15 protein-coding genes and 1 pseudogene are annotated in these 24,618 nt (G+C 73.0%); 9 read left to right on the forward strand and 7 right to left on the reverse strand.

Going from position 1 to position 24,618, the window contains the following annotated elements; genetic code table 11:
- The 6 genes from infB to GT045_RS35650 form a co-directional block, all read left to right on the forward strand.
- Positions 1-2,376, forward strand: a 2,376-nt coding sequence (gene infB, locus GT045_RS35625; protein WP_202529336.1) for a translation initiation factor IF-2, incomplete at its 5' end; no start/stop codon positions are given.
- 194 nt (positions 2,377-2,570) lie between these two features.
- On the forward strand, positions 2,571-2,864 hold the full coding sequence (locus GT045_RS35630; protein WP_161294267.1) for a DUF503 domain-containing protein: 294 nt from the start codon (positions 2,571-2,573) through the stop codon (positions 2,862-2,864).
- 40 nt (positions 2,865-2,904) lie between these two features.
- Positions 2,905-3,360, forward strand: a complete 456-nt coding sequence (rbfA, locus tag GT045_RS35635) for a 30S ribosome-binding factor RbfA (RefSeq protein ID WP_161294265.1) — start codon at positions 2,905-2,907, stop codon at positions 3,358-3,360.
- Positions 3,357-4,262: a tRNA pseudouridine(55) synthase TruB gene (gene truB / locus GT045_RS35640; protein WP_161294263.1), complete on the forward strand. Its 906-nt coding sequence runs from the start codon at positions 3,357-3,359 to the stop codon at positions 4,260-4,262. The genes rbfA and truB overlap by 4 nt, the downstream gene beginning before the upstream one ends.
- A gap of 562 nt (positions 4,263-4,824) precedes the next feature.
- Complete coding sequence (locus tag GT045_RS40315; protein WP_237539141.1) at positions 4,825-8,835, forward strand: hypothetical protein; 4,011 nt, start codon at positions 4,825-4,827, stop codon at positions 8,833-8,835.
- A 131-nt stretch (positions 8,836-8,966) separates the two neighbouring features.
- Positions 8,967-9,914 (forward strand): bifunctional riboflavin kinase/FAD synthetase, encoded by a 948-nt coding sequence (locus GT045_RS35650; protein ID WP_161298105.1) that lies wholly within the window; start codon positions 8,967-8,969, stop codon positions 9,912-9,914.
- A gap of 328 nt (positions 9,915-10,242) precedes the next feature.
- On the opposite strand, the gene GT045_RS35655 is transcribed toward GT045_RS35650, so the two are convergent.
- The 4 genes and pseudogenes from GT045_RS35655 to eccE form a co-directional block, all read right to left on the reverse strand.
- Positions 10,243-13,767 (reverse strand): AAA family ATPase, encoded by a 3,525-nt coding sequence (locus GT045_RS35655; protein WP_345942860.1) that lies wholly within the window; start codon positions 13,765-13,767, stop codon positions 10,243-10,245.
- A 456-nt stretch (positions 13,768-14,223) separates the two neighbouring features.
- Positions 14,224-14,301, reverse strand: a pseudogene (locus GT045_RS40835) (hypothetical protein); the annotation flags it as partial.
- 302 nt (positions 14,302-14,603) lie between these two features.
- Positions 14,604-15,323 (reverse strand): hypothetical protein, encoded by a 720-nt coding sequence (locus GT045_RS35660; protein ID WP_161297870.1) that lies wholly within the window; start codon positions 15,321-15,323, stop codon positions 14,604-14,606.
- A 95-nt stretch (positions 15,324-15,418) separates the two neighbouring features.
- Positions 15,419-16,756: a type VII secretion protein EccE gene (eccE, locus tag GT045_RS35665; RefSeq protein WP_202529337.1), complete on the reverse strand. Its 1,338-nt coding sequence runs from the start codon at positions 16,754-16,756 to the stop codon at positions 15,419-15,421.
- A gap of 197 nt (positions 16,757-16,953) precedes the next feature.
- Here eccE and eccB point away from each other — a divergent pair, with 197 nt between their 5' ends.
- The 3 genes from eccB to GT045_RS35680 are packed head-to-tail and all read left to right on the forward strand — an operon-like array spanning position 16,954 to position 20,350.
- On the forward strand, positions 16,954-18,483 hold the full coding sequence (gene eccB / locus GT045_RS35670; RefSeq protein ID WP_161336748.1) for a type VII secretion protein EccB: 1,530 nt from the start codon (positions 16,954-16,956) through the stop codon (positions 18,481-18,483).
- Positions 18,484-18,515: 32 nt separating this feature from the next.
- Positions 18,516-19,751 carry a type VII secretion-associated serine protease mycosin gene (gene mycP / locus GT045_RS35675; RefSeq protein WP_161336760.1) on the forward strand — a complete coding sequence of 412 codons (1,236 nt, stop codon included), beginning with the start codon at positions 18,516-18,518 and terminating at the stop codon, positions 19,749-19,751.
- Positions 19,748-20,350 carry a hypothetical protein gene (locus GT045_RS35680; RefSeq protein ID WP_161336749.1) on the forward strand — a complete coding sequence of 201 codons (603 nt, stop codon included), beginning with the start codon at positions 19,748-19,750 and terminating at the stop codon, positions 20,348-20,350. The genes mycP and GT045_RS35680 overlap by 4 nt, the downstream gene beginning before the upstream one ends.
- 394 nt (positions 20,351-20,744) lie before the next feature.
- Here the strand turns inward: GT045_RS35680 and GT045_RS35685 are convergent, their stop codons facing one another.
- The 3 genes from GT045_RS35685 to GT045_RS35695 all read right to left on the reverse strand — a co-directional run bounded on the left by GT045_RS35685 (position 20,745) and on the right by GT045_RS35695 (position 24,293).
- Positions 20,745-21,368: a hypothetical protein gene (locus tag GT045_RS35685; protein WP_237539140.1), complete on the reverse strand. Its 624-nt coding sequence runs from the start codon at positions 21,366-21,368 to the stop codon at positions 20,745-20,747.
- Positions 21,369-21,372: 4 nt separating this feature from the next.
- Positions 21,373-23,700 (reverse strand): hypothetical protein, encoded by a 2,328-nt coding sequence (locus GT045_RS35690; protein ID WP_161336750.1) that lies wholly within the window; start codon positions 23,698-23,700, stop codon positions 21,373-21,375.
- A gap of 74 nt (positions 23,701-23,774) precedes the next feature.
- The gene (locus GT045_RS35695) at positions 23,775-24,293 is read right to left on the reverse strand and encodes a hypothetical protein (protein ID WP_161336751.1); all 519 of its coding nucleotides are present in this window, start codon (positions 24,291-24,293) and stop codon (positions 23,775-23,777) included.
- Positions 24,294-24,618: the final 325 nt, after the last annotated feature.

Raw genomic sequence — 24,618 nt, forward strand, 5'->3', positions numbered from 1 at the left:
CCCGGTGCCCCCGGCGGCGGTCCCCGTCCGCAGGCGCCCGGCGCCCAGGGCGGCGGTCCTCGTCCGCAGGCTCCGGGCGGTCCCCGTCCGTCGCCGTCCGGCATGCCCCGCCCGCAGGGCGGCGGCCCGCGTCCCGGCCCGGCCGGTCCGCGCCCGAACCCCGGCATGATGCCGCAGCGTCCCGCTGCCGGCCCGCGTCCCGGTGGCGGTGGCCCCGGCGGCCGTGGCCCCGGTGGCGGCGGTCGTCCCGGTGGCGGCGGCGGTCGTCCGGGTGGCGGCGGCTTCGCCGGTCGCCCGGGTGGCGGTGGCGGCGGCTTCGCCGGCCGTCCCGGTGGTCCCGGCGGTGGCGGTGGCGGCGGTTTCGCCGGCCGTCCCGGTGGTCCCGGCGGTGGCGGCGGTGGCCGTCCCGGCTTCGGTGGCCGTCCCGGTGGTCCCGGTGGCCGCGGTGGCACGCAGGGCGCCTTCGGCCGTCCCGGCGGTCCCGCGCGTCGTGGCCGCAAGTCGAAGCGGCAGAGGCGCCAGGAGTACGAGGCCATGCAGGCCCCGAGCGTCGGCGGCGTGATGCTGCCGCGCGGCAACGGCGAGGCCATCCGCCTCTCCCGCGGCGCGTCGCTCACGGACTTCGCGGAGAAGATCAACGCCAACCCGGCGTCGCTCGTCGCGGTCATGATGAACCTCGGCGAGATGGTCACGGCCACGCAGTCCGTCTCCGACGAGACGCTGCAGCTCCTCGCGGGCGAGATGAACTACACGGTTCAGATCGTCAGCCCCGAGGAGGAGGACCGCGAGCTGCTCGAGTCCTTCGACATCGAGTTCGGCGAGGACGAGGGCGACGAGGAGGACCTGGTGGTCCGCCCGCCGGTCGTCACCGTCATGGGTCACGTCGACCACGGTAAGACCCGACTGCTCGACGCCATCCGCAAGACGAACGTCATCGCGGGCGAGGCCGGCGGCATCACCCAGCACATCGGTGCCTACCAGGTCGCGACCGAGGTCAACGACGAAGAGCGCAAGATCACCTTCATCGACACCCCGGGTCACGAGGCGTTCACCGCCATGCGTGCCCGTGGTGCGAAGTCGACCGACATCGCGATCCTGGTCGTCGCGGCCAACGACGGCGTCATGCCGCAGACGGTCGAGGCGCTCAACCACGCCAAGGCGGCCGACGTGCCGATCGTGGTGGCGGTCAACAAGATCGACGTCGAGGGTGCCGACCCGACCAAGGTGCGCGGTCAGCTGACCGAGTACGGCCTGGTGGCCGAGGAGTACGGCGGCGACACGATGTTCGTCGACATCTCCGCCAAGCAGGGTCTGCACATCGACAGCCTCCTGGAGGCCGTCGTCCTCACCGCCGACGCCTCGCTCGACCTGCGGGCCAACCCGAACCAGGACGCGCAGGGCATCTCGATCGAGTCCCGTCTCGACCGCGGCCGCGGTGCCGTGGCGACGGTCCTCGTCCAGCGAGGCACCCTGCGGGTCGGCGACACGATGGTGGTGGGCGACGCCTACGGCCGCGTGCGCGCCATGCTCGACGACAACGGCAACAACGTCGCCGAAGCCGGCCCGTCGACGCCGGTCCAGGTCCTGGGCCTGACCAACGTCCCGGGTGCGGGTGACAACTTCCTGGTGGTGGACGAGGACCGTACGGCCCGTCAGATCGCCGAGAAGCGTGCCGCCCGTGAGCGCAACGCCGCGTTCGCCAAGCGCACGCGCCGCGTGTCGCTGGAGGACCTGGACAAGGTGCTCAAGGCCGGCGAGGTCCAGCAGCTGAACCTGATCATCAAGGGTGACGCTTCCGGTTCCGTCGAGGCCCTCGAGTCCTCCCTGCTCCAGCTGGACGTCGGCGAAGAGGTCGACATCCGCGTCCTGCACCGCGGTGTCGGTGCGGTCACGGAGTCCGACATCGACCTGGCGATGGGCTCCGACGCCATCGTGATCGGCTTCAACGTCCGCGCGGCCGGCCGCGCGGCGCAGATGGCCGAGCGCGAGGGTGTGGACGTCCGGTACTACTCGGTCATCTACCAGGCGATCGAGGAGATCGAGGCGGCCCTCAAGGGCATGCTCAAGCCGGAGTACGAAGAGGTCGAGCTCGGTACGGCGGAGATCCGCGAGGTCTTCAAGTCGTCCAAGCTGGGCAACATCGCCGGTGTGCTGGTCCGGTCGGGCGAGGTCAAGCGCAACACCAAGGCGCGCCTCATCCGCGACGGCAAGGTGGTCGCGGAGAACCTCACCATCTCCGGTCTGCGTCGCTTCAAGGACGACGTCACCGAGATCCGCGAAGGGTTCGAGGGCGGTATCAACCTCGGCAACTTCAACGACATCAAGGTCGACGACGTCATCGCGACGTACGAGATGCGCGAGAAGCCGCGGGCGTAACGCCTACGGTTCGTGCCGGCCGACGGGACTCTCTGTCCCGTCGGCCGGCACGCCGTTTGCGGCCCGTACGCAAGGTCCACGGAGCGTAATATCCGTCGATCGCCCGGGCCGCTTCGTTGTACGGTTCTTGATGTCCCCGGCCACACGGACCCGGGGCCATCGATCCCGTACCGGCGGGTGAACCGGTTACACACATGTACGTGGGGACTCTGTCCTTCGACCTCCTCCTCGGCGACGTCCATTCGCTGAAGGAGAAGCGCTCCGTCGTCCGCCCGATCGTCGCCGAACTCCAGCGGAAGTACGCCGTGAGCGCGGCCGAGGTGGACCACATGGACCTCCATCGGCGGGCGATCATCGGCCTGGCCCTGGTCTCCGGCGACGCGGCGCACATCTCCGACGTACTGGACCGGTGTGAGCGGCTGGTCGCCGCCCGCCCCGAGGTGGAGCTGCTGTCCGTACGGCGGCGGTTCCACGGCGACGACGACTGACCACGAAACGCAAGCAAGAGAAAGAACGGGAGACGGACCAGTGGCCGACAACGCGCGGGCGAAAAGGCTGGCGGACCTCATCCGAGAGGTGGTGGCCCAGAAGCTGCAGCGCGGGATCAAGGACCCGCGGCTCGGCTCGCACGTCACCATCACGGACACCCGGGTCACGGGTGACCTGCGGGAGGCGACCGTCTTCTACACGGTCTACGGCGACGACGAGGAGCGGAAGGCGGCGGCCGCCGGCCTGGAGAGCGCCAAGGGCGTCCTCCGCTCCGCCGTGGGGGCCGCGGCCGGTGTGAAGTTCACACCGACGCTGACCTTCGTGGCGGACGCCCTCCCGGACACCGCCCGGACCATCGAGGACCTGCTCGACAAGGCACGCCAGTCCGACGAGAAGGTGCGCGAGGTGTCCGCGGGCGCCGCGTACGCCGGTGAGGCGGACCCGTACCGCAAGCCGGGCGAGGACGACGACGAGACGGACGACGCCGCCGAATGACCAGCAAGCCCACCCCGCCCGACGGCCTCGTCATCGTCGACAAGCCGTCGGGCTTCACTTCGCACGACGTGGTCGCGAAGATGCGCGGGATCGCGAGGACCCGCCGCGTCGGCCACGCCGGCACCCTCGACCCCATGGCGACCGGCGTCCTGGTCCTCGGGGTCGAGCGCGCCACCAAGCTCCTCGGGCACCTCGCGCTCACCGAGAAGGAGTACCTGGGCACCGTCCGCCTGGGCCAGAACACCGTCACCGACGACGCCGAGGGCGAGATCACCTCGTCCACCGACGCCTCCAAGGTGACCCGGGACGCCATCGACGCCGGTATCGCCAAGCTCACCGGCGAGATCATGCAGGTGCCGTCCAAGGTCAGCGCCATCAAGATCGACGGCGTCCGGTCGTACAAGCGGGCCCGCGAGGGCGAGGACTTCGAGATCCCCGCCCGCCCGGTGACCATCTCCTCCTTCACGGTGTACGACGTCCGGGACGCGGTCGCCGAGGACGGCACGCCCGTACTCGACCTGGTGGTGTCGGTGGTCTGCTCCTCCGGCACCTACATCCGCGCGATCGCCCGTGACCTGGGCGCCGATCTCGGCGTGGGCGGCCACCTGACCGCGCTGCGCCGGACGCGCGTCGGACCGTACAAGCTGGACGCCGCCAGGACACTGGACCAGCTCCAGCAGGAGCTGACCGTGATGCCGATCGCCGAGGCCGCCACCGCCGCGTTCCGGCGCTGGCAGCTGGACGCCAAGCGGTCCCGGCTGCTGCTCAACGGCGTCCGGCTGGAGATGCCGGACGAGTACGCGGGCGCCGGCCCGGTGGCCGCCTTCGACCCCGAGGGCCGTTTCCTCGCCCTCGTGGAGGAGCAGCGCGGCAAGGCGAAGAGCCTGGCGGTCTTCGGCTGAGCGTGGAGCGGCGGCCGGCCACGGGGCCGGTCCCGCCGCCGCTCCACACTCCCCCCTCGGTTCCCCCACCCCTAGGTTGTCCAGCAGCCTCCGCCTATTCACCCGACCGGGCGGGCGCTCGGAGTGAACCGGGGGAGCGGAAGGGGGCGCGTTCGCCGCGCGATCTGTCCCGCCGATCACCACGCCCCTACCGTCGACGACAGGGCACGGGGACGGGCGGGGAGGTAAGGCCATGGCGGGACGGGGCCCGCGCACCGGAGGCGGGCGCCGGGATCACGGGGACGACTCCGGCCGGCGCGGTCGCACCGGGCGATCCCACCGCGCGGACGGTCGCCAGGACGGACGCGCGGACGACGGACGCGCGGACGACGGGCGCGCGTTCGGGCGGAGCGTGTCCGGACGGAGCGTCCACGGCGAGGGCACCTACGGCGGACCGGGTGTGTCCGCAGGGCCGACCGGCACCGCGGGACCGGACCGGGACGGGCGGATCGCGGACCGGTCCGGGAGCGCGGACGCGGCCGGTGCGGGCACGGGTGCCGGAGCCGGTGCCGGTGCCTGCGTCATGGACACGGCCCGCGCCGACGCCGCCCTTGTACGCATCCGGGACCTGGCCGGCCGTCCGCGCGGCCTCGGCTTCCTCGCCGACCACGAGGGCACCCTGCTCACCAGCCACGAGACCGTCGACGGCCTGGCCAGGCTGGCGCTGCACGCCGCCGGCGACCGCACCTGCGTGGTCGCCGCCGAGGCCGTCACCCCGCTGCCCGGCCTGAACCTCGCCCTGGTGCGCACCGAGGGCCTCGGCACGGAGCCTTTGCCGCTGACCACGCGGGAGCGGATCGACGTGGGCACCTACGTCCGGATCACCGCCGGCTGCTGGCGCGAGGCACGGGTGCTCGCCGCCACCGAGGTCACGTACACCGCCACCGACCGCTTCCACCTCCTGGACGGCGCCCTGGAACTGGCCATCGGCACAGCGGGCCAGGACGCGCTCCGGCTCGGCGGCGGCGCGGCGGGCGGACCGGTGCTCGACGCCCGCACCGGCGCGGTCGTCGGCGTCCTCGGCACCGCCCTGCACACCGCCCGGCGCGACGCGGGCTTCGCGGTCCCGCTGCGGCCCGCCGACGGCGCCCTGGCCGCCCTGCTCGCCCGCAACGCGGCCACCGTGCCCGGCTCCGGCGCCGACCTCAACCTCGCCGGCATCCTCCAGCTGACCGCCACCTCGGTGGGCCAGGACGGTCCCCCCGGCGCCCTCACCGGCCACCCCGGCGCCGTCGAGCCGGTCGAACGCACCGGCATCGTCCGGGAGCTGGCCGCCTTCACGGCAGGCGACCGCCCCGTGCTCGGTCTGGTCGGCGCCCCGGGCAGCGGCCGTACGACGGAACTCGCGGCCCTCGCCGCCCGCCGCGCCCGGTGCGAACGGCCCGCCCCCACGCTGTGGCTGCGCGGCGCCGATCTGACGGACACCGACGAATCGGTGGCCGACGCCGCCCGCCGCGCGCTCGAGCGTGCCGCCCGGATCGTCGCCGCCGCCCGGTCCGTCCCCGCGGGGGACCTCGGCGACATCACCCCCGAACACCTGGCCCGCCTCGCCACCCGGGCCGGCCGCCCCCTGCTGCTCCTGCTCGACGGCCCCGAGGAGATGCCCCCGCTCCTCGCCCACCGCCTGTCCGACTGGACCAGGGGGACGGCGGCCTGGCTGCGCGAGACGGGCGCACGCCTGGTGGTGGCCTGCCGGGAGGAGCACTGGGAACGCGCGGGAAGGGCTTTCCCCGGCGGTTTGCTCCATGTCCCGGGCGAAGGGGGCGGGCAGGTGACGGTGGCGGAGGGCACCGGCGTCCCCCCGACGGATGCCGCCCCGGCGTGCGGGCTCGGCGGCGCGGGCGGTCCCGTGGGGGGTGGTGAGTCGCTGTGCGGGGGCGGTCCTGTCGGGGGCAGTGAGTCGCTGTGTGTGGGCGGTGGCGTGGGCGGTCCTGGAGAGGGTGGTGGGCCGCTGTGTGTGGGCGGTGGCGCGGAGGGCGGTGAGTCGCGGTGCGGGGGCGGTGGCGTGGGCGGTCCCGGAGAGGGGGGTGGGCCGCTGTGTGGAGGCGGTCCTGCGGGACGCGGTGAGTCGCTGTGCGTGGGCGGTGGCGTGGGCGGTCTTACGGAGCGCGGTGAGTCGGTGTGCGGAGGCGGTCCGGCGGAGGGCGGTGGGCCGTTGTGCGCGCCCGGTGCCGGTGTGCGCGGCACGGACGCGGACGACGGTGTCGCCGAGGGCGCGGCCCCGGACGGAGCCGTCGGCCCGCTGCCGCCCTGTGTGCGGGTCGGCGACCTCACCGCCGACGAGGGCCGGCGGGTCCGGGCCCGGTACGGCATCCCGGACGGCGTGCTCGGTGCCCGGGACGCGCGGCACCCTCTCACCCTCCGGCTGCTGTCCGAGGTCCGGGCCGCCCTCCCCGACGCGCCGGCCGCCGGGCCCCTCGACCGGCACGACGTCTTCGCCGCCTACCTCGATCTGGCGTGCCTGTGCGTCGCGGTCCGCCTCGCGGCCGCCGGCGGCCTGCGCGGCACGGCCGTACGACGGCTCGCGGCGCGTGTGGCCGGCCAGGTGCACGAGGCGGCCCGGCGCACTCTCGGCCCGGGGCAGGGGGAGCTGGACCGGGAGTCGTTCGAGGCGGTGTTCCCCTGGGGACCCGCCCCGGCCCGGCTCGGCGGCGGCACCGGCTGGGCCTCCGCCGTCCTCGCCGAGGGCCTCATCGTGCCGGCCGGCGGTGGCTACCGCTTCGCCCACGAGGATCTGGCGGACTGGCTCCAGGGCATGCACCTGGACCTGGACGAGGCCCTGCGCGCCCTGGTCCACCGCGCGGGCCGGCCGGCCGGGACCCGCCGCCCCGTCCCGGTGCCCCACCACCGTGTCGGCCCCGTCGTACAGGCCATGCTGCTCCTGGGCCGCCAGCAAGGTACCTGCCAACTCGCCCGGCAGCTGCGGGAACTGGTGGAAGCCCTGGACCACGACACCGGCTCCTGGTGGGCCGCCCGGCTGCTCGCCCGGACCCTGCTCCAGGTGCCCGACGCGACGCCGTACACCGAGGTGCTGCGCCTGCTCACCGACCGCGTCGTCGCCTGGCACCGCGCCCGGCGGCCCGTGCCGGCGGAGTTCGGCCCCGCCTTCTGGACCGAGCTGCCCGTCCCCGACACCGACCGCCTCGACCTGCTGCGCCGGCTCGTCCTGGCCGACCCGGCACCGCCCGCCACGGGCGACCGCTACCTGGACGCCGTCGCCGGGCTCCTCAGCGCCGCCCCCGGCGTCGTACAGCCCCTGCTCACACACTGGTTCACCGACGAGCGGCCGCTGCCCGCGACACCGCACGCCACCGTCGCCACCGCGGCGCAGGCACTGCTGCACACCCACCGCCACCGCGCCCTGGACCTGCTGACCGAGGTGCTGGTGGCCTGCGCCCACCGGCGCGCCGACGAACTGCTCGACGTCCTCGCCGAGGACGAGCCGTCGGCCGTCTGCCGGGCGGCCGACCGCTGGGCGCACGACGAACGCCCCGCCCGCCGCGCGGCGGCGGTCGCCTTCGGACTCCGCGCAGCCCCGCACCTCCGTTCCGAGGCGGACCGCGAGCTGCTGCGCCACACCGCCCTCGCCCTGCTCGCCCGCCCCGCCGACCGCACCCTGCACGGCGGAGCCCTGGCGGTGCTCGTCCACGACCCGCACACCCGCGACCGGTATCTGCCCGCCGCGCTGCGGCACTTCGCCGACGGCGACCCGCAGTTCCCGCCGAGCGCCCTGGTCCCGGCCCTGAGCACGCACCCCGACCCGGTCCTGGAGGCGTTCCGCGCCCGGCTGCGCGCCCCGGACGCCGGCGGCCCGGAGGCGGGCGCGGCCCTGCGCACCCTCACCGAGGCCACCACCCCGGCCCTCGCCCGCCGGGTCGCCGCCCTGGTCCAGGAGGCGGTGCGGCTGCGCCCGGAGACGGCCGGGCAGGTCGCCGGCTGTGTCGACCGCCGGCTCGAACAGGGCCCCACGGCCCGCCCGGTCCTGCTGCCCCTGGTCACCGGCCTGCTCGACGGCGGACCCGAGCAGGTCCGGGCGGCCCTCGCCACCGTCCTGGCCGCCGCCGGCACACCGGCCTCCCGCCCGCTCCGCCGCGAACTGCTGGAGTCCCTCCTCGACCGGGAGCGGGACCCGGCCGTCCTGGACGCCGTCCTGCACGCGGCCGCAGCCCAGGGGGACGCGGACATGGACCGGAGCGGTGGCGGGGACATGGGCCGGAGCGGTGGCGGGGACACGGGCCGGAGCGGTGGCGGGGACATGGACCGGAGCGGTGCGGGGGACCCCGTCGAGGCCCCGTACCGGCGGGAGGACGAGATCCGCGGTCTGGTCCACCGCACCGGGCTGCTCCTCGTCCGCACGCCCGAGGGCGCCACGCTCCTCGACCGCGGTCTGGCCGACCTCGGCCGGCACGTGCCGGGCTTCGCCGCGCGCATGGCCCGCTGGCTGACCGAGGCCCCGGACGACTGGGCCGGGATGGTGGGTCCCGGTGCCCGCCGCACGATCGAGAACCTGGCCGGCGTACGCGTACCGGCCTGATCGGCACCGCCGGACGTGCGCCCGGTCACAGCCCCCATGCCGATGCTGGCAGGGGCCACCCGGCATGGCACCCTTAGACCTGCACGACAAGGTCAAGGCATATACGGACAAGGGTTCGAGGAGCGGTCACAGTGCAGCGCTGGCGTGGCTTGGAGGACATCCCCCAGGACTGGGGGCGCAGCGTCGTCACCATCGGTTCCTACGACGGCGTCCACCGCGGCCACCAGCTGATCATCAAGCACGCCGTCGACAGGGCCCGTGACCTGGGCGTCCCGGCCGTCGTGGTCACCTTCGACCCGCACCCCAGCGAGGTGGTCCGCCCCGGCAGCCACCCGCCGCTGCTGGCCCCGCACCACCGCCGTGCCGAACTGATGGCCGAGCTGGGTGTCGACGCACTGCTCATCCTGCCGTTCACCACCGAGTTCTCGAAGCTGTCGCCCGCCGAGTTCGTGGTGAAGGTCCTGGTCGACAAGCTGCACGCCAAGGCGGTCGTCGAAGGCCCCAACTTCCGCTTCGGCCACAAGGCGTCCGGCGACGTCGCGTTCCTCGTCGAGCAGGGAAAGATCTACGACTTCGAGGTCGACGTCGTCGACCTGTACGTCACGGGCGAGGCGGGCGGCGGCGAGCCGTTCTCCTCGACGCTGACCCGCCGCCTGGTCGCGGAGGGCGAGGTGCAGGGGGCCCGCGAGATCCTGGGCCGCCCGCACCGGGTGGAGGGCGTCGTCGTCCGGGGCGCCCAGCGCGGCCGGGAACTGGGCTTCCCGACGGCCAATGTCGAGACGCTCCCGCACACCGCGATCCCCGCCGACGGCGTGTACGCCGGCTATCTGCACGCCCAGGGAGAGGCCATGCCGGCCGCGATCTCCGTCGGCACGAACCCGCAGTTCGACGGCACCGAGCGCACGGTGGAGGCGTACGCCATCGACCGCGTCGGCCTCGATCTGTACGGCCTGCACGTCGCCGTCGACTTCCTCGCGTACGTGCGCGGCCAGGCGAGGTTCGACACGCTGGAGGCCCTGCTGGAGCAGATGGCCGTGGACGTGAAGCGCTGCCGGGAGATCGTCGCCGCCGAGGCGTAGGTCTCCTGCGGCAGCGGAAGCACGAGTTTCCTCGCGGGTACGGAAGCACGAATTCCCTCGCGGGTACGGAAGCACGACGAGCAGGTGCCCCGAGGGTGCGGAAGCACGACGAGCCGGTGCCCCTAGGGTGCGGAAGCACGACGAGCCGGTGCCCCTAGGGTGCGGAAGCACGAGGTCCCTGGCGGGAGCGGCGGTACGACGACCAGTCCCCTCGCGGGTGCGGCGGTACGACGAGCAGGTCCCTCGCGGGAGCGGCAGTACGCGGGAGCGGAAGTACGACGAAGGGCGGCCGGTGCGGTGAGCACCGGCCGCCCTTCGTCATGCGGTCCTACTGCTGCGGGGGCGGAGCCTGCGGCGGCTGCTGCCCCTGCGGCGGCTGGGGGTGGCCGTACGGCTCACCGGGCTGTTGCGGCTGACCCGACTGCTGCGGGTGAGCCTGCTGACCCGGCTGCGGGTGAGGCTGCTGAGCCGGCTGCGGGTAGGGCTGCTGACCGGGAGCGGGCTGCGGATAGGGCTGCTGGCCGGGAGCGGCCTGCGCGTGCGGCTGCTGACCCGGAGCCTGCGGGTAGGGCTGGCCATGCCCGCCCCCGTAGAGCTGCTCGCCCTGCGGGTACGGCTGTTGCCCCTGCGGTTGTGGCTGCCCCTGCGGGTGGGGCTGGCCCTGGGGATACGGCTGCTGCCCCTGCGGGTACGGCTGCTGGGCCGGGTAGGGCTGCTGGCCCTGCGGATATGGCTGCTGCCCCTGCGGGTAGGGCTGCTGGCCCGGCGTCTGCTGGCCGGGCATGGGCGGGGCGGCCACCGGCGGCGGGTTGCCGTCGCTGGTCCACAGCCCGTGCGACTGCTGGTGGCGTACGAAGTCCTCGGCGATCAGCGCGGCGAGGTTGAAGTACGCCTCGCGGGTCCGCGGCCGCATCATGTCGAGGTCGACCTCGGCACCGGCGGCCAGATGCTCGTCGAAGGGCACGACCACGACACCGCGGGTCCGGCTCTCGAAGTGCTGCACGATGTCCTCGACCTTGATCATCTTTCCGGTCTCGCGGACCCCGGAGATCACGGTGAGGGACCGGGAGACCAGGTCGGCGTACCCGTGCGCGGACAGCCAGTCCAGCGTCGTACTGGCACTGGTCGCTCCGTCCACCGACGGGGTCGAGATGATGATCAGCTGGTCGGCGAGGTCGAGCACCCCCCGCATGGCGCTGTACAGCAGACCGGTGCCGGAGTCGGTCAGGATCACCGGGTACTGCCGGCCGAGCACGTCGATCGCCCGCCGGTAGTCCTCGTCGTTGAACGTGGTCGAGACGGCCGGGTCCACGTCGTTGGCGATGATCTCCAGCCCGGAGGGCGCCTGGGAGGTGAACCGGCGGATGTCCATGTACGAGTTGAGGTACGGGATCGCCTGGACGAGGTCGCGGATGGTCGCCCCCGTCTCGCGGCGCACCCGGCGCCCGAGCGTGCCGGCGTCCGGGTTGGCGTCGATGGCGAGGATCTTGTCCTGCCGCTCGGTGGCGAGGGTGGAGCCGAGCGCGGTCGTCGTGGTCGTCTTGCCGACGCCGCCCTTGAGGCTGATCACCGCTATCCGGTAGCAGGACAGCACCGGCGTGCGGATCAGCTCCAGCTTGCGCTGCCGCTCCGCCTCCTCCTTCTTGCCACCGAGCTTGAACCGGCCGCCCGCGGCCGAGGGCCGCCCGCTCTTCGCCTTCTGCCTCTTGTTGTTGAGCAGCCGGTCCGCGGACAGTTCGACGGCGGCCGTGTAACCGAGCGGCGCGGCACCGGGATTGGCCGGCTGCCGCTGGTCGTGCTGGACGGGCTGCGGCCACGCGGCACCGGAGCGGGGGTCGAGCGGAGCCTGCCCGCCCGTCTGCGACACGGCGTCGGGAGCCGCGCCGGGGACGCCGTCCGGGTTCTGCGGAGGCTGGGGGAAACCGTAACCGCCCGGCTGCGGGTCGGGGGTCACCGGCTGAGGGAAGCCGTAACCGCCCTGCGACGCCGCCGGGTGGGGAACGCCGGGCTGCGGGAAGCCGTAACCGCTCGGCGGGGTGGGGCCGTTGGGACCCGGGAACGGGGGCTGGGGGACACCGGGTCCGCCGGCCTGAGCCGCCTGCTGGGGGACACCGGGCTGCGGGAAGCCGTAACCGCTTGCCGGCGTCGGGCCGTTGGGCGCCGGCTGCGGACCGGCCACCGGCGCGGCGGCCTGGTTCGGCTGGGCGGGCTGGTCCGGCAGACGGGGCCGGTGGGGCTGGTCCCACCCGGCGGGCGCGGGCTGCGGGGCCTGCGGATGGAACGGCTGCTGCTGACCGGGTCCGCCGGCCGGGCCCGGTCCGGCCGGCTGCGGCTGCTCACCGGGCATCGGCCCCGGCTGCTGCGGAACCCCCTGAGGCGGTGCGGGCTGCGCGGCCTGCGCGGGCCACTGGGCCGCCGGTGCCGGGGCGGCGGGCTGGTACGAGGGCGGCAGCGGGGGCAGCCCGTGCTGCGGCGCGGGCGGCGGAGTCCAACCGGGCTGGCCACCCTGGGCGCTGTGGGGCGCCGGGGGAGCGGACGGTACGGCGGCCTGGGGCGCACCGGGGGAGTACTGGGGGGCGCCGGCCTGTGTACCGCCGTGCTCCGCGGTTCCGGGCTGGGCCATGGGGGGCTGGGGGAAGCCGTAGCCGCCCGCCTGGGGGACGCCGGCCTGCCGCTGGCCCGCCTGCTGGGCACCTGTCGGCTGGGCACCCGCTTGCTGCGCGTCCGCTTGCTGCGCGTCCGCGTGCGGCACGGCGGCCTGCGGTACGGCGGTCTGCGGGGCGGTGGCCTGCGGGGCGGCGCCGCCCGAGGTGCCGTCAGCGGGCGTGCCGTGACCGGGCGTGCCGTGAGCGGGCGTGCTGTCGCCGGGAACGCGGTCGGTCGGGGCGTCGCCCTCCGGAGTGCCGCCGGCCAGAGCGCCCTGACCCGGAGTGCCGTCGGCCTGAGCCCCCTGACCCGCGGTGCCGTGGGGCTGAGCGCCCACGCTCGGATCGCCGTCGGCCTGAGTGCCCTCGCCCGGAGTGCTGTCCTCCGGCGCGCCCTGCCGGGGCGTGCCGCCCGGGGCCACCGCGTCCGCGGGACCCTCGCCCGCCGCCACGGCGTCCGAGGGCTCGGACGTGCCTGACACCCCGGAGTCCGCGGAACCCTCCGGCGCGTCCGGGCGCCCGGAGCCGGAAGCCTCTTCTCCGGCGCCGGACTCGTCGTCGGCGGCCGGCTCCACGGCAGCCGGTACGGCCGAGCCCTCGGCCGCCTCGGCGCGGGCGTCCTCGCCCCGCTCCCCGTCCACGTCGGACGCGGAACCGGCAGAGCCCGCGATCCCCGTGGCCGCGTCCTCCCGCGCGGCGGCCTCGCCACCGGGCTCCCCGGCACCGGCACCCTCGCCGGGGCCCTCGCCGCCGGACGCGTCCGCGGCACCGGCGGCACCGGCAGCAGCCGAGGCGTCTGCGCGGTCCGAGATTCCCGAGCCCTCCGAGACCTCTGCCGAGCCCTTCACCGAGTCGTCCGCCGCTCCCTCCCCGGAGCCCTCCGGGGAAGCCTGGCCCGCGGACGCGTCCGGCGTCCCGAGGGCTGCCGCGCGCTCGGCGATCTCGGCCATCTGGCGCTTCAGGGCGACGGCGGAGAACCGCATGGTCGCCCCGCTCTCCAGGTCGCCGTTGTCCGTCTCCGGCTCGACCGCGGCGGGGGCGGCCGGTGCCCCCGGCCCGTCGGGCCGGGGCTGCTGCGGTTCGAAGCCCTCAGGCAGTCGCGGGGCCGGGGCGGGTTCACCGGCCGGCGGCGCGGACTTCGCGGCCGGCGCGTACGGCGCACCTGCGGCGGAAGCGCCCGGTGCGTACGACGTGCCCTCCGAAGTCACCGGGGGAGCGGCCGGTGCGTACGGAGCGCCCTCCGAAGTCACCGGGGGAGCGGGCGGAGCGTAAGGCGTCCCCTGCGGCGGGGTGAAGGAGGGCCCCTGCCCGGGAGGGGGCGGCGGCGCGTACGGAGCACCCTGCGGCGGATGGAACGGAGCGCCCGGCGGCGGTCCGAACGGCGTGCCCTGCGGCGGGGTGCCCATCGGCCGGCCTTCCGCTGCCGGCGGCGTCGCCCCGGGAACGGGCGAAGCCGTGGGGAACGACGGCACTCCGGGGGCGGCCGGAGCGCCCGAGTCGCCGGGAGCACCTGAGCCGCCCGTGCCGCCCGGCCCACCGAAGCCGCTCACACCCGCGGAACCCGCGGGCGTACCGGCGCCGGTGCCGGGGCTCCCGGACGCGCCGGACGCGTTCTGCGTGTACCAGGCGGGGGGAGCGTAGTCGATGGTGAACTCGCCGGTGGTCTCGACGGCCTCCGCGTCGGGCTGGTCATCGCCGGGTGTGTCCCAGCCCCCGCGCGTCCCGTCCCGATCGCTGCTCACAGTTCCTCCTGGTGTGGTCGAGCACCCTCATGCCGTGCCGGGGCGACCATGTCGTGTCGTACCGAGTCGTCCGTAGTCGTTCGGGGCGGTCCGGTTCACCGGACCTTCCCCCGGGACACCGACGCCCGGTCCACGGTTCCTGCCATCGCGCCCGCTCCCAGCCTAATCACCACGAGGCACACCTCGGCAGGCCCGGCCACCTCTCCGCCCCCGCCCACCTGGTCACCGAACGGCCGGCGAACTCCACCACCCCCGTACAACCGCACACGACACCCCGAACAAAAGGGGCGGACAAGGGCAGTTCAGTCCATTCGGCGAGGCGTGCCCAACAATCCGATCTCGGCGTCGGTGGGTTGCGTCAGTACGTACTGCCGGTCACGGTCGCTGCACCACAGGGTGACACCGTCGGGCAGCGCCGGCAGGGATTCCACCTCGGTCCGCGACAGCCCCATCGTGCGCCCCAGTTCGGCCGCCTCGTCCGGCGAGACCCGCTGGATGCCGGCCAGCCGCGCCTGCCGGAGCAGCCGGGGCGCGACAGGACTGAGATACGGCAGCAGGGTCAGCACCGACTGCCAGGGGCCGGACACCACCCGGCCGCGCGGGGGCCGCATACCGCAGTCCCGCACCACCAGCACCGGCGTACCGGCGGAGGCACCCTGCGGCGGGACGCGCCCCACGTCGTACACGGACAGGCCGTTCTGCCCGCCGCCCATGGCATGCACCATCTGCATCCACGCCTGCGGCCGGCCGGTCTCCACCGCGACCCGGGCGCCGGTGGCCGCCGAGCGCAGCGCCAGCACCTGGGCGGTCCACAGACCACCGATCAGGATGACGTCGTACGGCGTCGGCCGGTTGATGCCCAGCACCGCCGGCTGGCCCTCGGCGTCGACACCGGCCACCACGCCGTCGTCCCCGATGGGCAGGGCCAGCGCGTCCAGGTGCTGCACGGACAGACCGTGCCGGCCGTGCCGGGGTCCGACCAGTCCGAGCCCGTGACGCAGCCGGTCCACCGTCCTGCGCAGCCCGGACGGGTCCTGTACCCCCTGCGCAGGGGGCCGCTGCGCGGGAGACCCCTGCGCGGGCGCGCCGGGCGCCGGGGCGGTCGTCGGAATCGTCGTCACCGCACACCTCCGAGGGGCAGAGTGGCCAGCATGCCGGGCAGCTGCTCGCGGTCCAGCCGGGACAGACCGGCCCCGGACTGCCGGGCGGCACCCTCCAACGCCCGCCGGGCGGCCACGAGTTCGTCGTCGCTGCGTCCGGTCACCCGCAGGTGTCCGCACAGCGACACCTCCTGCCGCTCCCCGCGCGCGAGAGCCAGACTGAAGGTGGTCGCCAGGGCGGGTATCGCCGTGACCCGGGCGACGAACTGCGGCAGGGACTCGGACCCGCCGCCGCCCAGCGCGGGCCAGCGCCGCACCCAGTACGTCGTGTGCCGCCGGTTGTCGCAGCGCCAGCTGCGCCCCGACTCCTCCGTGCGCCGCTCCCGGGTCTCGCTGCGCCCCGCCTCGGCGGTGACCAGCGGATTGGCGCAGGCCGAGGTGGCGAGCGCGGCGACCAGCTCCTCCTCGTCCAGCACCCGCGCCCGGAACCCGGCACCGGTCAGCCGGCTCGCCAGATGGTCCGCGGCCCGCACGACGCACTTCTGCGCCCCCGTCAGCCCCCCGCCGCGCGCGGCCACGGCCTCCGCGCACAGCTCGGGGTCGAGCTTCAGGGCGATCCAGGTGATGCGCACCGCCGGAGCGCCGGTCTGCTCCTGGAGGGGGATGTAGTTGGCGACGGCCACGGACTGCTGGGGCAGGTGCAGCGCGGGCGCCGGCTGGGTGTGCAGCACGATCTGGGCCGACTCCAGACGTATGCCGTCCACCTCCAGCGCGTCCCGCACCAGGCCCAACGGCAGCGGCTGGCGGCTGCGCTCGGCCCGCAGCGCGGTCGCGTCGGCCTCCACCTGGAGCACGGCCGTGACGAAGGTGCCGTCCCCGACGATCCCGACCGGGCGCCGGTCACGCGCGTTGTACGAGTACGTGCGCAGGGCCGGTTCGCACTCCACCGCGGGGACCAGTCCGGGCTCCGTGCCCGGCGGTACCGGGGTGTTCTCGGCCCGCTTCTGCCGTGCCCGCAGCTCCCGCGCGGTGGCCAGCCACTCCGGCAGGGAGCGGCCCCGGCGTCGTACGAAGGCCAGCAGGACCAGCACCAGCGCGACCACCGCGGCCGGCACCAGGGCCGTCATGCCGGCGGCCCAGCCGACGAGCAGCACCGCCGCCGCCAGCTCCAGCAGCAGGAGCCGTTGCAAACGGAACGAACCGGCCTGGCCCGGCCGCTGCCTGAGACCGAGGGCGACCTGCGGGCGCTCGCCGCCCCGCCGGGCGGACCTCCCGCGCGGCGGCGTCCCGGACCCGGCCGCGCCACCTCGTGCCGCCGACCGGCCGCGCGTTCGCGTCCGCGTCCCGGAAGCCATCACTCCATCCCCCCGATTTGCTCACAACTCGCTGGAACCAGGCCACTGAACAAGGCCCTTGAGGGCCCAGGTACCCTACCCGCTCCACGAGACCCGCTCCGTACCAGGCATAGTAGGGGCCGGGTCCGACAACGGAGGGCGGGGGAGCGTGGTCCCCGGGCGCGCTCCGCGTGAGACACGGGGAGAAACAGGCACAGATGGCATCTCGGCGGGACCAACTCAACGCCTACACCTTCGCGAAGCGCCGCATGCTCGCGTCGTTCGTGCAGTCGTCACCGGATGGCTCCGACGAGGGGGCACCCAGGCCGCTGCGGGCGATCCTGCCCAGCGCGATCGTCGGCGTGGTCGTACTGGCGGCCTTCGGAGCCTGGGGCATGTTCAAGCCGACCGCTCCGCAGGGCTGGGACCAGCCGGGCCAGAAGGTGATCATCGCCAGCAAGTCCACCACCCGGTACGTGGTGCTGGAGACGAAGCACAAGGTCCAGCTCCACCCCGTCCTCAACATGGCCTCGGCCAAGCTCGTCCTCGACACCCAGAGCGACGTCGACGTCGTCACCGTCGACGAGTCGATCCTCGACAACGGCAAGATCCCGCACGGCATCACCATCGGCATCCCCTACGCACCCGACCGGCTGCCCTCCGGCAAGGAGGCCGGCGCGGCCAAGGAGTGGGCCGTCTGCGAACGCCCGAGCGGCAGCGGCAGCTCCATCCAGAAGGCCGCGTTCGTCCTCGCCCAGCGGGACCAGGACAAGCTCGCCGGCCCCAGGGAGAAGCTGCACGGCGGCGAACTCCTCTACGTCGCCACCCCCGAGAAGAAGCGGTACGTGATCGACGCGCACGGCTACGCCTACCCGGTGGACGCGGACAACAGCCTGCTCCTCCAGACCCTCGTGGGCGCCGACCGCACCCCGCAGCAGGTGACCAAGGAGTGGATCGAGACCCTGCACGAGGGCGACGAGATCACCTTCCCGGCGATCAACGGCGACCCCACCGCCGCCGCCGGCGCCCCCGGCCAGCTGGACGCACACGCCAACCGCGTCGGCATGGTCCTGCGCGCACCGGTCAACGGCCAGGAACAGTACTTCGTCGTGCTGCCCGGCCGGGTCGCCCCCGTCTCCGACTTCGTCGCCCAGCTCCTGCTGACCAGCGAGCCCCTCGTGAAGCTGAACCAGGCCGGGCACGCCCTCGAGGTCAGCGCGGGCGCCATCACCCGGGGCGAGCCGTTCGCCGCCGAGCACAAGTGGCCCACCGAGAAGCCCACAGCGGTCAACAACCCCGCCACGGCCGCAGGCAGCCGCAACACCGTCTGCAACGTCCTGAACCACGTCGACCCCGACAACGGCGAGACGACCCTGAGCACCTGGGCCGGCACCGACTTCCCGGCCGTCCTGCCCACCGGCTCCTCCAGCGCGTACGTCACCGCCGGCTCCGGCCAGCTCTACCGCCAGTTCCAGGGCACCAAGACCACCGTCGGCGGTGTCTTCCTGGTCACCGACACCGGCCTGCGCTACGCCCTGCAGTCCAACGACGACAGCGCCGGCGACGACAAGGGCATCGGCATATCCGACCAGAAGCGCAAGCAGCTCCAGCAGGAGGCCAAGCTGGCGCAGACCCGCCTCGGGTACGCCGACGTCAGCCCCGCTCCCATCCCCGCGCCCTGGTCGGAGTTCCTGCCGACCGGCCCCCGCCTGTCGACCGCCGCGGCCCGCCAGCCGCAGGGCTCCTGAGGGGTACGACGATGCTCCCGAGGCCCACCCCGATGCCCCCGCTGCGCCACCGCACCGCCCTGACGGCGGCGGCCGCCATGGCCACCACCCTGCTGGCGGCGCCGGCCGCCACGGCGGACGCGGGCTCCGACCAGTGCACGTTCTCCAGCACCAACCACAAGTACACGAGCACGCCCTGGGCACTGCAGCGCGTCAACCTCGACGAACTGTGGAGCGAGTCGAAGGGCGAGGGCGTCAAGGTGGCCGTCATCGACACCGGCGTCGACACCGCCAACCCCCAGCTCGGCAAAGCCGTCTCGGCGTCCCTGGGAGCCAACTTCCTGCCGAAGAAGGACAAGAAGGGCCAGCCCATCGAGGACCGCGGCAACGCCAAGGGCACGACGGACACGGTCGGCCACGGCACGCGCGTGGCCGGCATCATCGCGGCCCGGCCCATGAAGGGCACGGGTTTCGTCGGCCTCGCCCCCGAGTCCATGATCATCCCGATCAAGCAGAACGACGCGGAGGGCCACGGCACGGCCGAGACCCTCGTCACGGCCATCCTGCACGCGATCAAGGAGAAGGCCGACGTCATCAACATCTCCCAGGACACGATCGGCGCCCCGGACGAGGACCTGCACCGGGCGGTCGACCAGGCACTCGACGCCGGCATCGTCGTGGTCGCCTCGGCGGGCAACAACGGCCTGGACGGCAAGAACAAGAAGACCTACCCCGCCTCCTACCCCGGCGTCCTCGCCGTGGCCGCGTCCGACCGCAACAACGAGCGCGCGCCCTTCTCCCAGCCCGGCGACTTCATCGCCGTCGCGGCCCCCGGCGTCGACATGATCTCCACGGTCCCGAAGGGCGGGCACTGCTCGGACAACGGCACGAGCTTCTCCGCCCCCTACGTGGCCGGCGTCGCGGCCCTGATCAAGGCCAAGCACAAGGACTGGACACCGCGCGAGATCGTGGCCCAGATCGAACAGACCGCCGAGCGCTCCATCCCCGGCAAGGACCGTCTGGTCGGCTGGGGAGTGGTGGACCCGGTCCGCGCCCTCACGGAGGACGATCACCCGATCGAGTCCCCCCACTCCGACGCGGGCCTCACCCACGCGGAGGCCCCCACCCCCGCGAAACTCACCCTCGGCGAAACCCCCCAGGAACGCACGGCCCGCATCGCGACGTACGTCACCGTGGGCGTGGCGGTCCTGGTGGCGGGCCTGGGCGGCGGAGCGATAGCCCTACGAGACGCCCGCCGCAGACGCCGGGCGCTGGGGGGACGGGCGTGAAGTCACTGACGATCCTCGGATTTGTCCTCTCCGCGGTCCTCATAGCCATGGCCTGCGTCAAAGCGGATCGGGTGCGCGCATGGCGGGAGTCCCTCAACCCCTCCGCCCCGGAGGTCCCGGACGCCGCCTTCGTCCTGGCCCGGATCCTTTTTCTGGGCATGGCGGCGGTCGGTGTCTACAACGGTTTCCAGGGCATCGCCCTCAGCGACGGTGTCGCGTGGAGCGACGATGAACTGACCAGCGCGGTCAGCGGTGCCACGGATGCCCTGGACGGCGCTGTCGCCTACGCCGGCCCCCACGAAGGGGTACCCACGGACTTCGACGGCGATTACGCCATGACGGTCGCGGACGAGGTCACCTCCCACGGCGGCGGCGACGCCCCCGGCCCAGGCACCGTGGACGCCGCCTTGACCGGCCCGAAGGCGCCCGAGGAGGCGTACTACACCATCACGGCGGACGGCACCCCGACCACGTTCTGCCTCCACGTCAAGATCAAGCGCGACAAGTCCGGCGACTACCAGGCCCCGGGGATCGCGGGGGGCTCGTACCCGCAGTACGCCTACGTCCACGACGTGACGAGCCGGAGGGGCGAGTGCTGAGCGAACGAGGCTGACAGGGCGGCCGGACGTCCTGATGCCCTACGGGCGCCGTTCGACGGCGACAGCGGCGGTGCCGTTGTCCTCGACGGAGCGCCGCGCGGCCGAAGCGCCAGGGGCCGCGCGAAGCCCGCAGCGTGCCCCGGAGGGAGCTGATCGCCGGGGAGGAACCGCCGGACTCGACGATTCCCACGGCGACACCAGCCAGCTGTGGTCACCCCGCCCCCTGTCCGCAGTCGTATGCGGTCGGCTCATATCCGAGGGCGGCGAGGGCGACGCCGGGGCGACGATCACGACGAACCGCCCTGGGCGTCGGCAGCCGCCCCTTCACACGCTCATCGGATTGTGCCCGGCACCGCGACAGCCATGACGGCTGCCACGATGCGCCGGGCAGTGGTCACTGCGTCACCTTGGAGGGGGCGTCGCACTTCGCGTTCTGGTGGGCGTGGAGCGCGGTGTTGCGGACGAGTGAGATCAGACCCTGCCGCAGCTGTTCGGCGTCGGCGTCGCCGGGCCGCTGGAGTTGCACGACGACGCTCAGGTGCGGGCCGGACGCACGAGCGACGCAGGGCAGGTAGATGGCGGCGACCCTGTCCGAGGCGATCGCCTTGTCACCGGCGGAGAACGGCCGCACCGAGGAGGCCGGCGTGTGGTTCGCGACGACGTCCTTCACCCAGGCGCCGGTCTCGTCGTACTGCGCCATCTCGGCCGTGACCGAGACGAGAAGCTTCCCGTCGCCGTTGACGAAACAGGAAGCGGAGTAGCTCGAGTCCATGTCGTCACGACGAGGGTCCGTCACGGCGTCCTGGAAGGCGTAGGAGGACCTGTCGGGCAGCACACGCTTCAGGGCGACGGCACTGCTGGACGAGGAACCGAGCGTTCTGCACACCTCGGCTGCCTCGATCTCGCCCTTCTTGTCCTTGAAGGGCGGAAGTCCCAGCGCGTAGAGAACGCCTGCGGCAAGGCAGAGCAGCAGCGCCACTCCGCCCGCGAGCAGGGACTTGGTACGAGTGGATGCCAACGTCTCAGTCTTCCGTGTCGAGTTGCCGGGGGATTCCCTCACCGTCGAGGTACTGGTGGACCAGGCGACCAGAGGTGTCGAACCCGTCCTGCGCAGAGGTGGCCACCGAAGCCTCGATCATCGGATAGCGGTGACCGGTGTTCTGCCCCGCCTTCTGGGCGGCGAGCTCCACCATCTTGTAGGTCGAGTCGGAGGTGTCCTGGAAGCTCTCGCCGTTGCGGTAGATGATCTCCCCGGAGCTGTCGCGCATAGCCCCTTCGGTGATCTTGCCGATGATCTCTTCGGCCGCAGTGCCTGCCACGTCACCGATGATGGCACCGCCGGGGCCGGTCATCGGCTCCGTGGCCATGCCGATGCCGATGCCGATGGCCGTGCCGCCCCAGCTTCCCGCGCTCTCGATCGCGGCGTTGTACTCGGCGTCCTTCGCCCCACCGTCCAGCTCGCCCTGGTAGGCACGGCCGGCCCCGATGAGCCCCTCGATCTCGCCCGCTGTGCGCGCGATGTGGTCGGCGCCCTGCTTCAGGTTGTCTGCTTGGGAGAACGAGGAGTCTTCGACGTATGCGGTCGGATGCGCGAAGTGATGCTGCATGAGCTGGGTCGTGTAGCTGTGCTGGCCGAGGTTGACCGCGGCGTAGCCTTCGGGGTTCTGGCCGACGGAGTACAGGAACCTGGTGATGTCCCGCTCGCCGAGGTCGGCCGCCGTGCCCGCCACGGGGAACAGGGTCTTCTCGCTGGCGCCGCCCGCGTGCAGGCCGCGGTGGATGTCGGGCATGTACTCCGCGGCGATCTGCCCCATGCTGTCCGACATGTAGCCGTGCCCGGTGAGCCGGTCCGGCTTCTCCGACACCGAATGGAAGAGGTCCTCCACCAGCTTCGCCTGGCCCGCGTCGTGCGGCGGGGTGTCCGCCGTGGGCATCTCGCCGGCCGGATGCCCCGTGGTGGCCGCCTCCAGTGCCAGCGCCAGATTGTTCCGGCCCGTGGCGACGCTGTCCCCGTGGGTTCCCGACTCCTGGGGCCAGTCCCGCTCCTCGAACAGGTACTGGAAGTTCGACAACGACACCTTGCCCTTCTTGCCGTTGCCGTCCGTGTCCCGCTCGAAGGGGTCGTCCGGGTCGTCCTTGGAGATGTACTGCTCGTTGAAGAAGTCGGTGGCCGCGTCAGGGCTGTTGGACAGGCCCTTGAGGTAACCGGTGAGCGGGTCGTTGCCGTCGTCGTCGCCGATCCGGTTCAGCCATGAAGTCGCCGGGGTGAGCCGCCAGATCAGGTTCTCGTGCTCTCCGTTGCCGGTGAGCTTCCGCTCGGTGGCCATGAGTTTCGTTCCGTAGTCCTTCAGGAACTGGTCGTCGTAGTCACCGGACCGCATGAAGTTGCTCATGACCTGGAAGCCCATGGGGCCACCCCGGTCGCCGTAGACCGGCTTGTCACCGATGTCGATCATCTTGCGCTTCCAGTCGGCCATGGCCGCGGAATCACTCTGGGTGGCGTGGGCCAGCGTCAGCCCCAGGTTCCGCTGCAGGTCGTCGAACTGGTCGAGACGCTTCTGCCCCAGCTCGTAGTTGCCCCTGTGGGGATCGCTGATCCCGGCCCAGAACTCCAGGGTCTTCTGCGGCCCGAGGGTGGAGGCGAAGCGCTCGGAGAACAACGGGTCGTTCGCGTACTTCTTCAACCCCGCGTTCAGCCGGTCGAAGTCCGCCACGGACAGGTCGGCCGGGTCCTTCTCGGCGAGCTTGGCCAGCTCGTCGGCCTCCTTGAGGGCGTCCGCCGCCGCGTCCCGGTTCGCATAGCTGGCATCCGAGAAGCCCATCCTGGCCTGATCGACGAGCGCGGTGAGGACCGTCTTGGCCGAGTTGTCGCTCTCGGTGGCCTTGCTCAGGATGCCCTGGATCTCGTCGCGGAGGTCGTCGACGTCCTTCTGGTCGGTCGCGCCCTTCTTGCCGCTCGGGTCCGAGGCCCAGTCGGGTCGCGTATTGCCCATGACCGAGAACTTGCCGTCGCCCGCGTCGACGACCGTGATGTTCTTCTTCTGCCCGCGCGAGACGGCGTCCTTCAGCTGCTGGTGGAACGCCTTCAGCTCGCCCTGGGTGTCGGACAGGATCTTGTGGATGGTGTCGGCCTGCGTGTGGGCGTCGCCGAACTCGCCGGCGGTCTTGCCGACGAACTCCCGGGACACCTGCGCGTTCACCCCGGCCCAGTCGGCCTTCAGCGCAGCCTTGTGCAGGTCGTCCTCGGCGTCCTTCTTCAGGTCCGCGAGGTGCTTCACGAGTGTCGACCAGTCGGTGACGGCGTCGTCGAGCAGCTTGAAGTTGGCGTGGTACAGAGCGTTGAAGTCCATGAGGGTCCGTCGTCCTTCAAAGTAGCGGTGTCAGCTGACGCGAGGGAGGGTGTCGCCGTCTCCTCCCGGTGCCGCTACTCCTTCTTCTTGCCCTTGTCCTTCTCCCCGTAGATGGAGTTCTTCTTGCCCGGCGCTCCGACCCGTTCGTCGAACCCGTCGTCCAGGGCGTCGATGCTGCTCATCTGCCGCTGGATGTAGTTCTCGTCGTCCGAGTGCACCTTCTTGGTGGTCTGCATGTGGTTCGAGATCTGGGCGCAGGCGTCCATCAGGGACTTCAACTGCTCCTCCCAGCGGTTCGACACATGCTGGAGGCCGGCACCGAGGGCGAAGCCCTGCTTGGAGAGGTCACCGGCCGCCGAGTCACTGCTGGGCGTCGCCACGCGGGCCTTGTCCCACAGCTGGTCGTAGAGGTGGTGCGCCGCGCTGCCGATCTTCTCCAGATCCTTGTGCCCCACCTTGAGGTCACCGGTCTTGTCGGGCAGGACATAGGGGCCGTACGTTCCACCGCCCGGGTCGACGTGATTGAGCTGCATCTGCGTCGACTGCCCCTGGGCAGCGTCCGCCTTGAGCTGCTCCCATTCGTCCCATGCCATGGAAGGGCCCCTTCCCCGTGGTTAGTCCGGTGCCGGGCCAAACTAGCAACCAATGCTGCGGAAAATTTGCGTCATGTCTGCTATGTGTGATGTGTCGGGCGTGAAAATTCGGGGGAGGCGGGTTTGTCGCCTTCCCCGACCAGGTCCGGCGCGGCGGACGGGCCGGATGCCGGCCCGAACTGTTCGGCAACCACGGACCGCCTGCCCAGGGGTGAGGTTTTGTGGTTGCAAAGTCCCTCCCCTGGACGCCCGCAGCGCCGCGCCCGCCGCGCACATGTGAAGCTTCTGCGCAGATGCCGGGCCCGTTCTGTCGGTATTGACCGTC

It is taken from the genome of Streptomyces sp. SID486, from assembly GCF_009865385.1.
GTDB lineage: Bacteria > Actinomycetota > Actinomycetes > Streptomycetales > Streptomycetaceae > Streptomyces.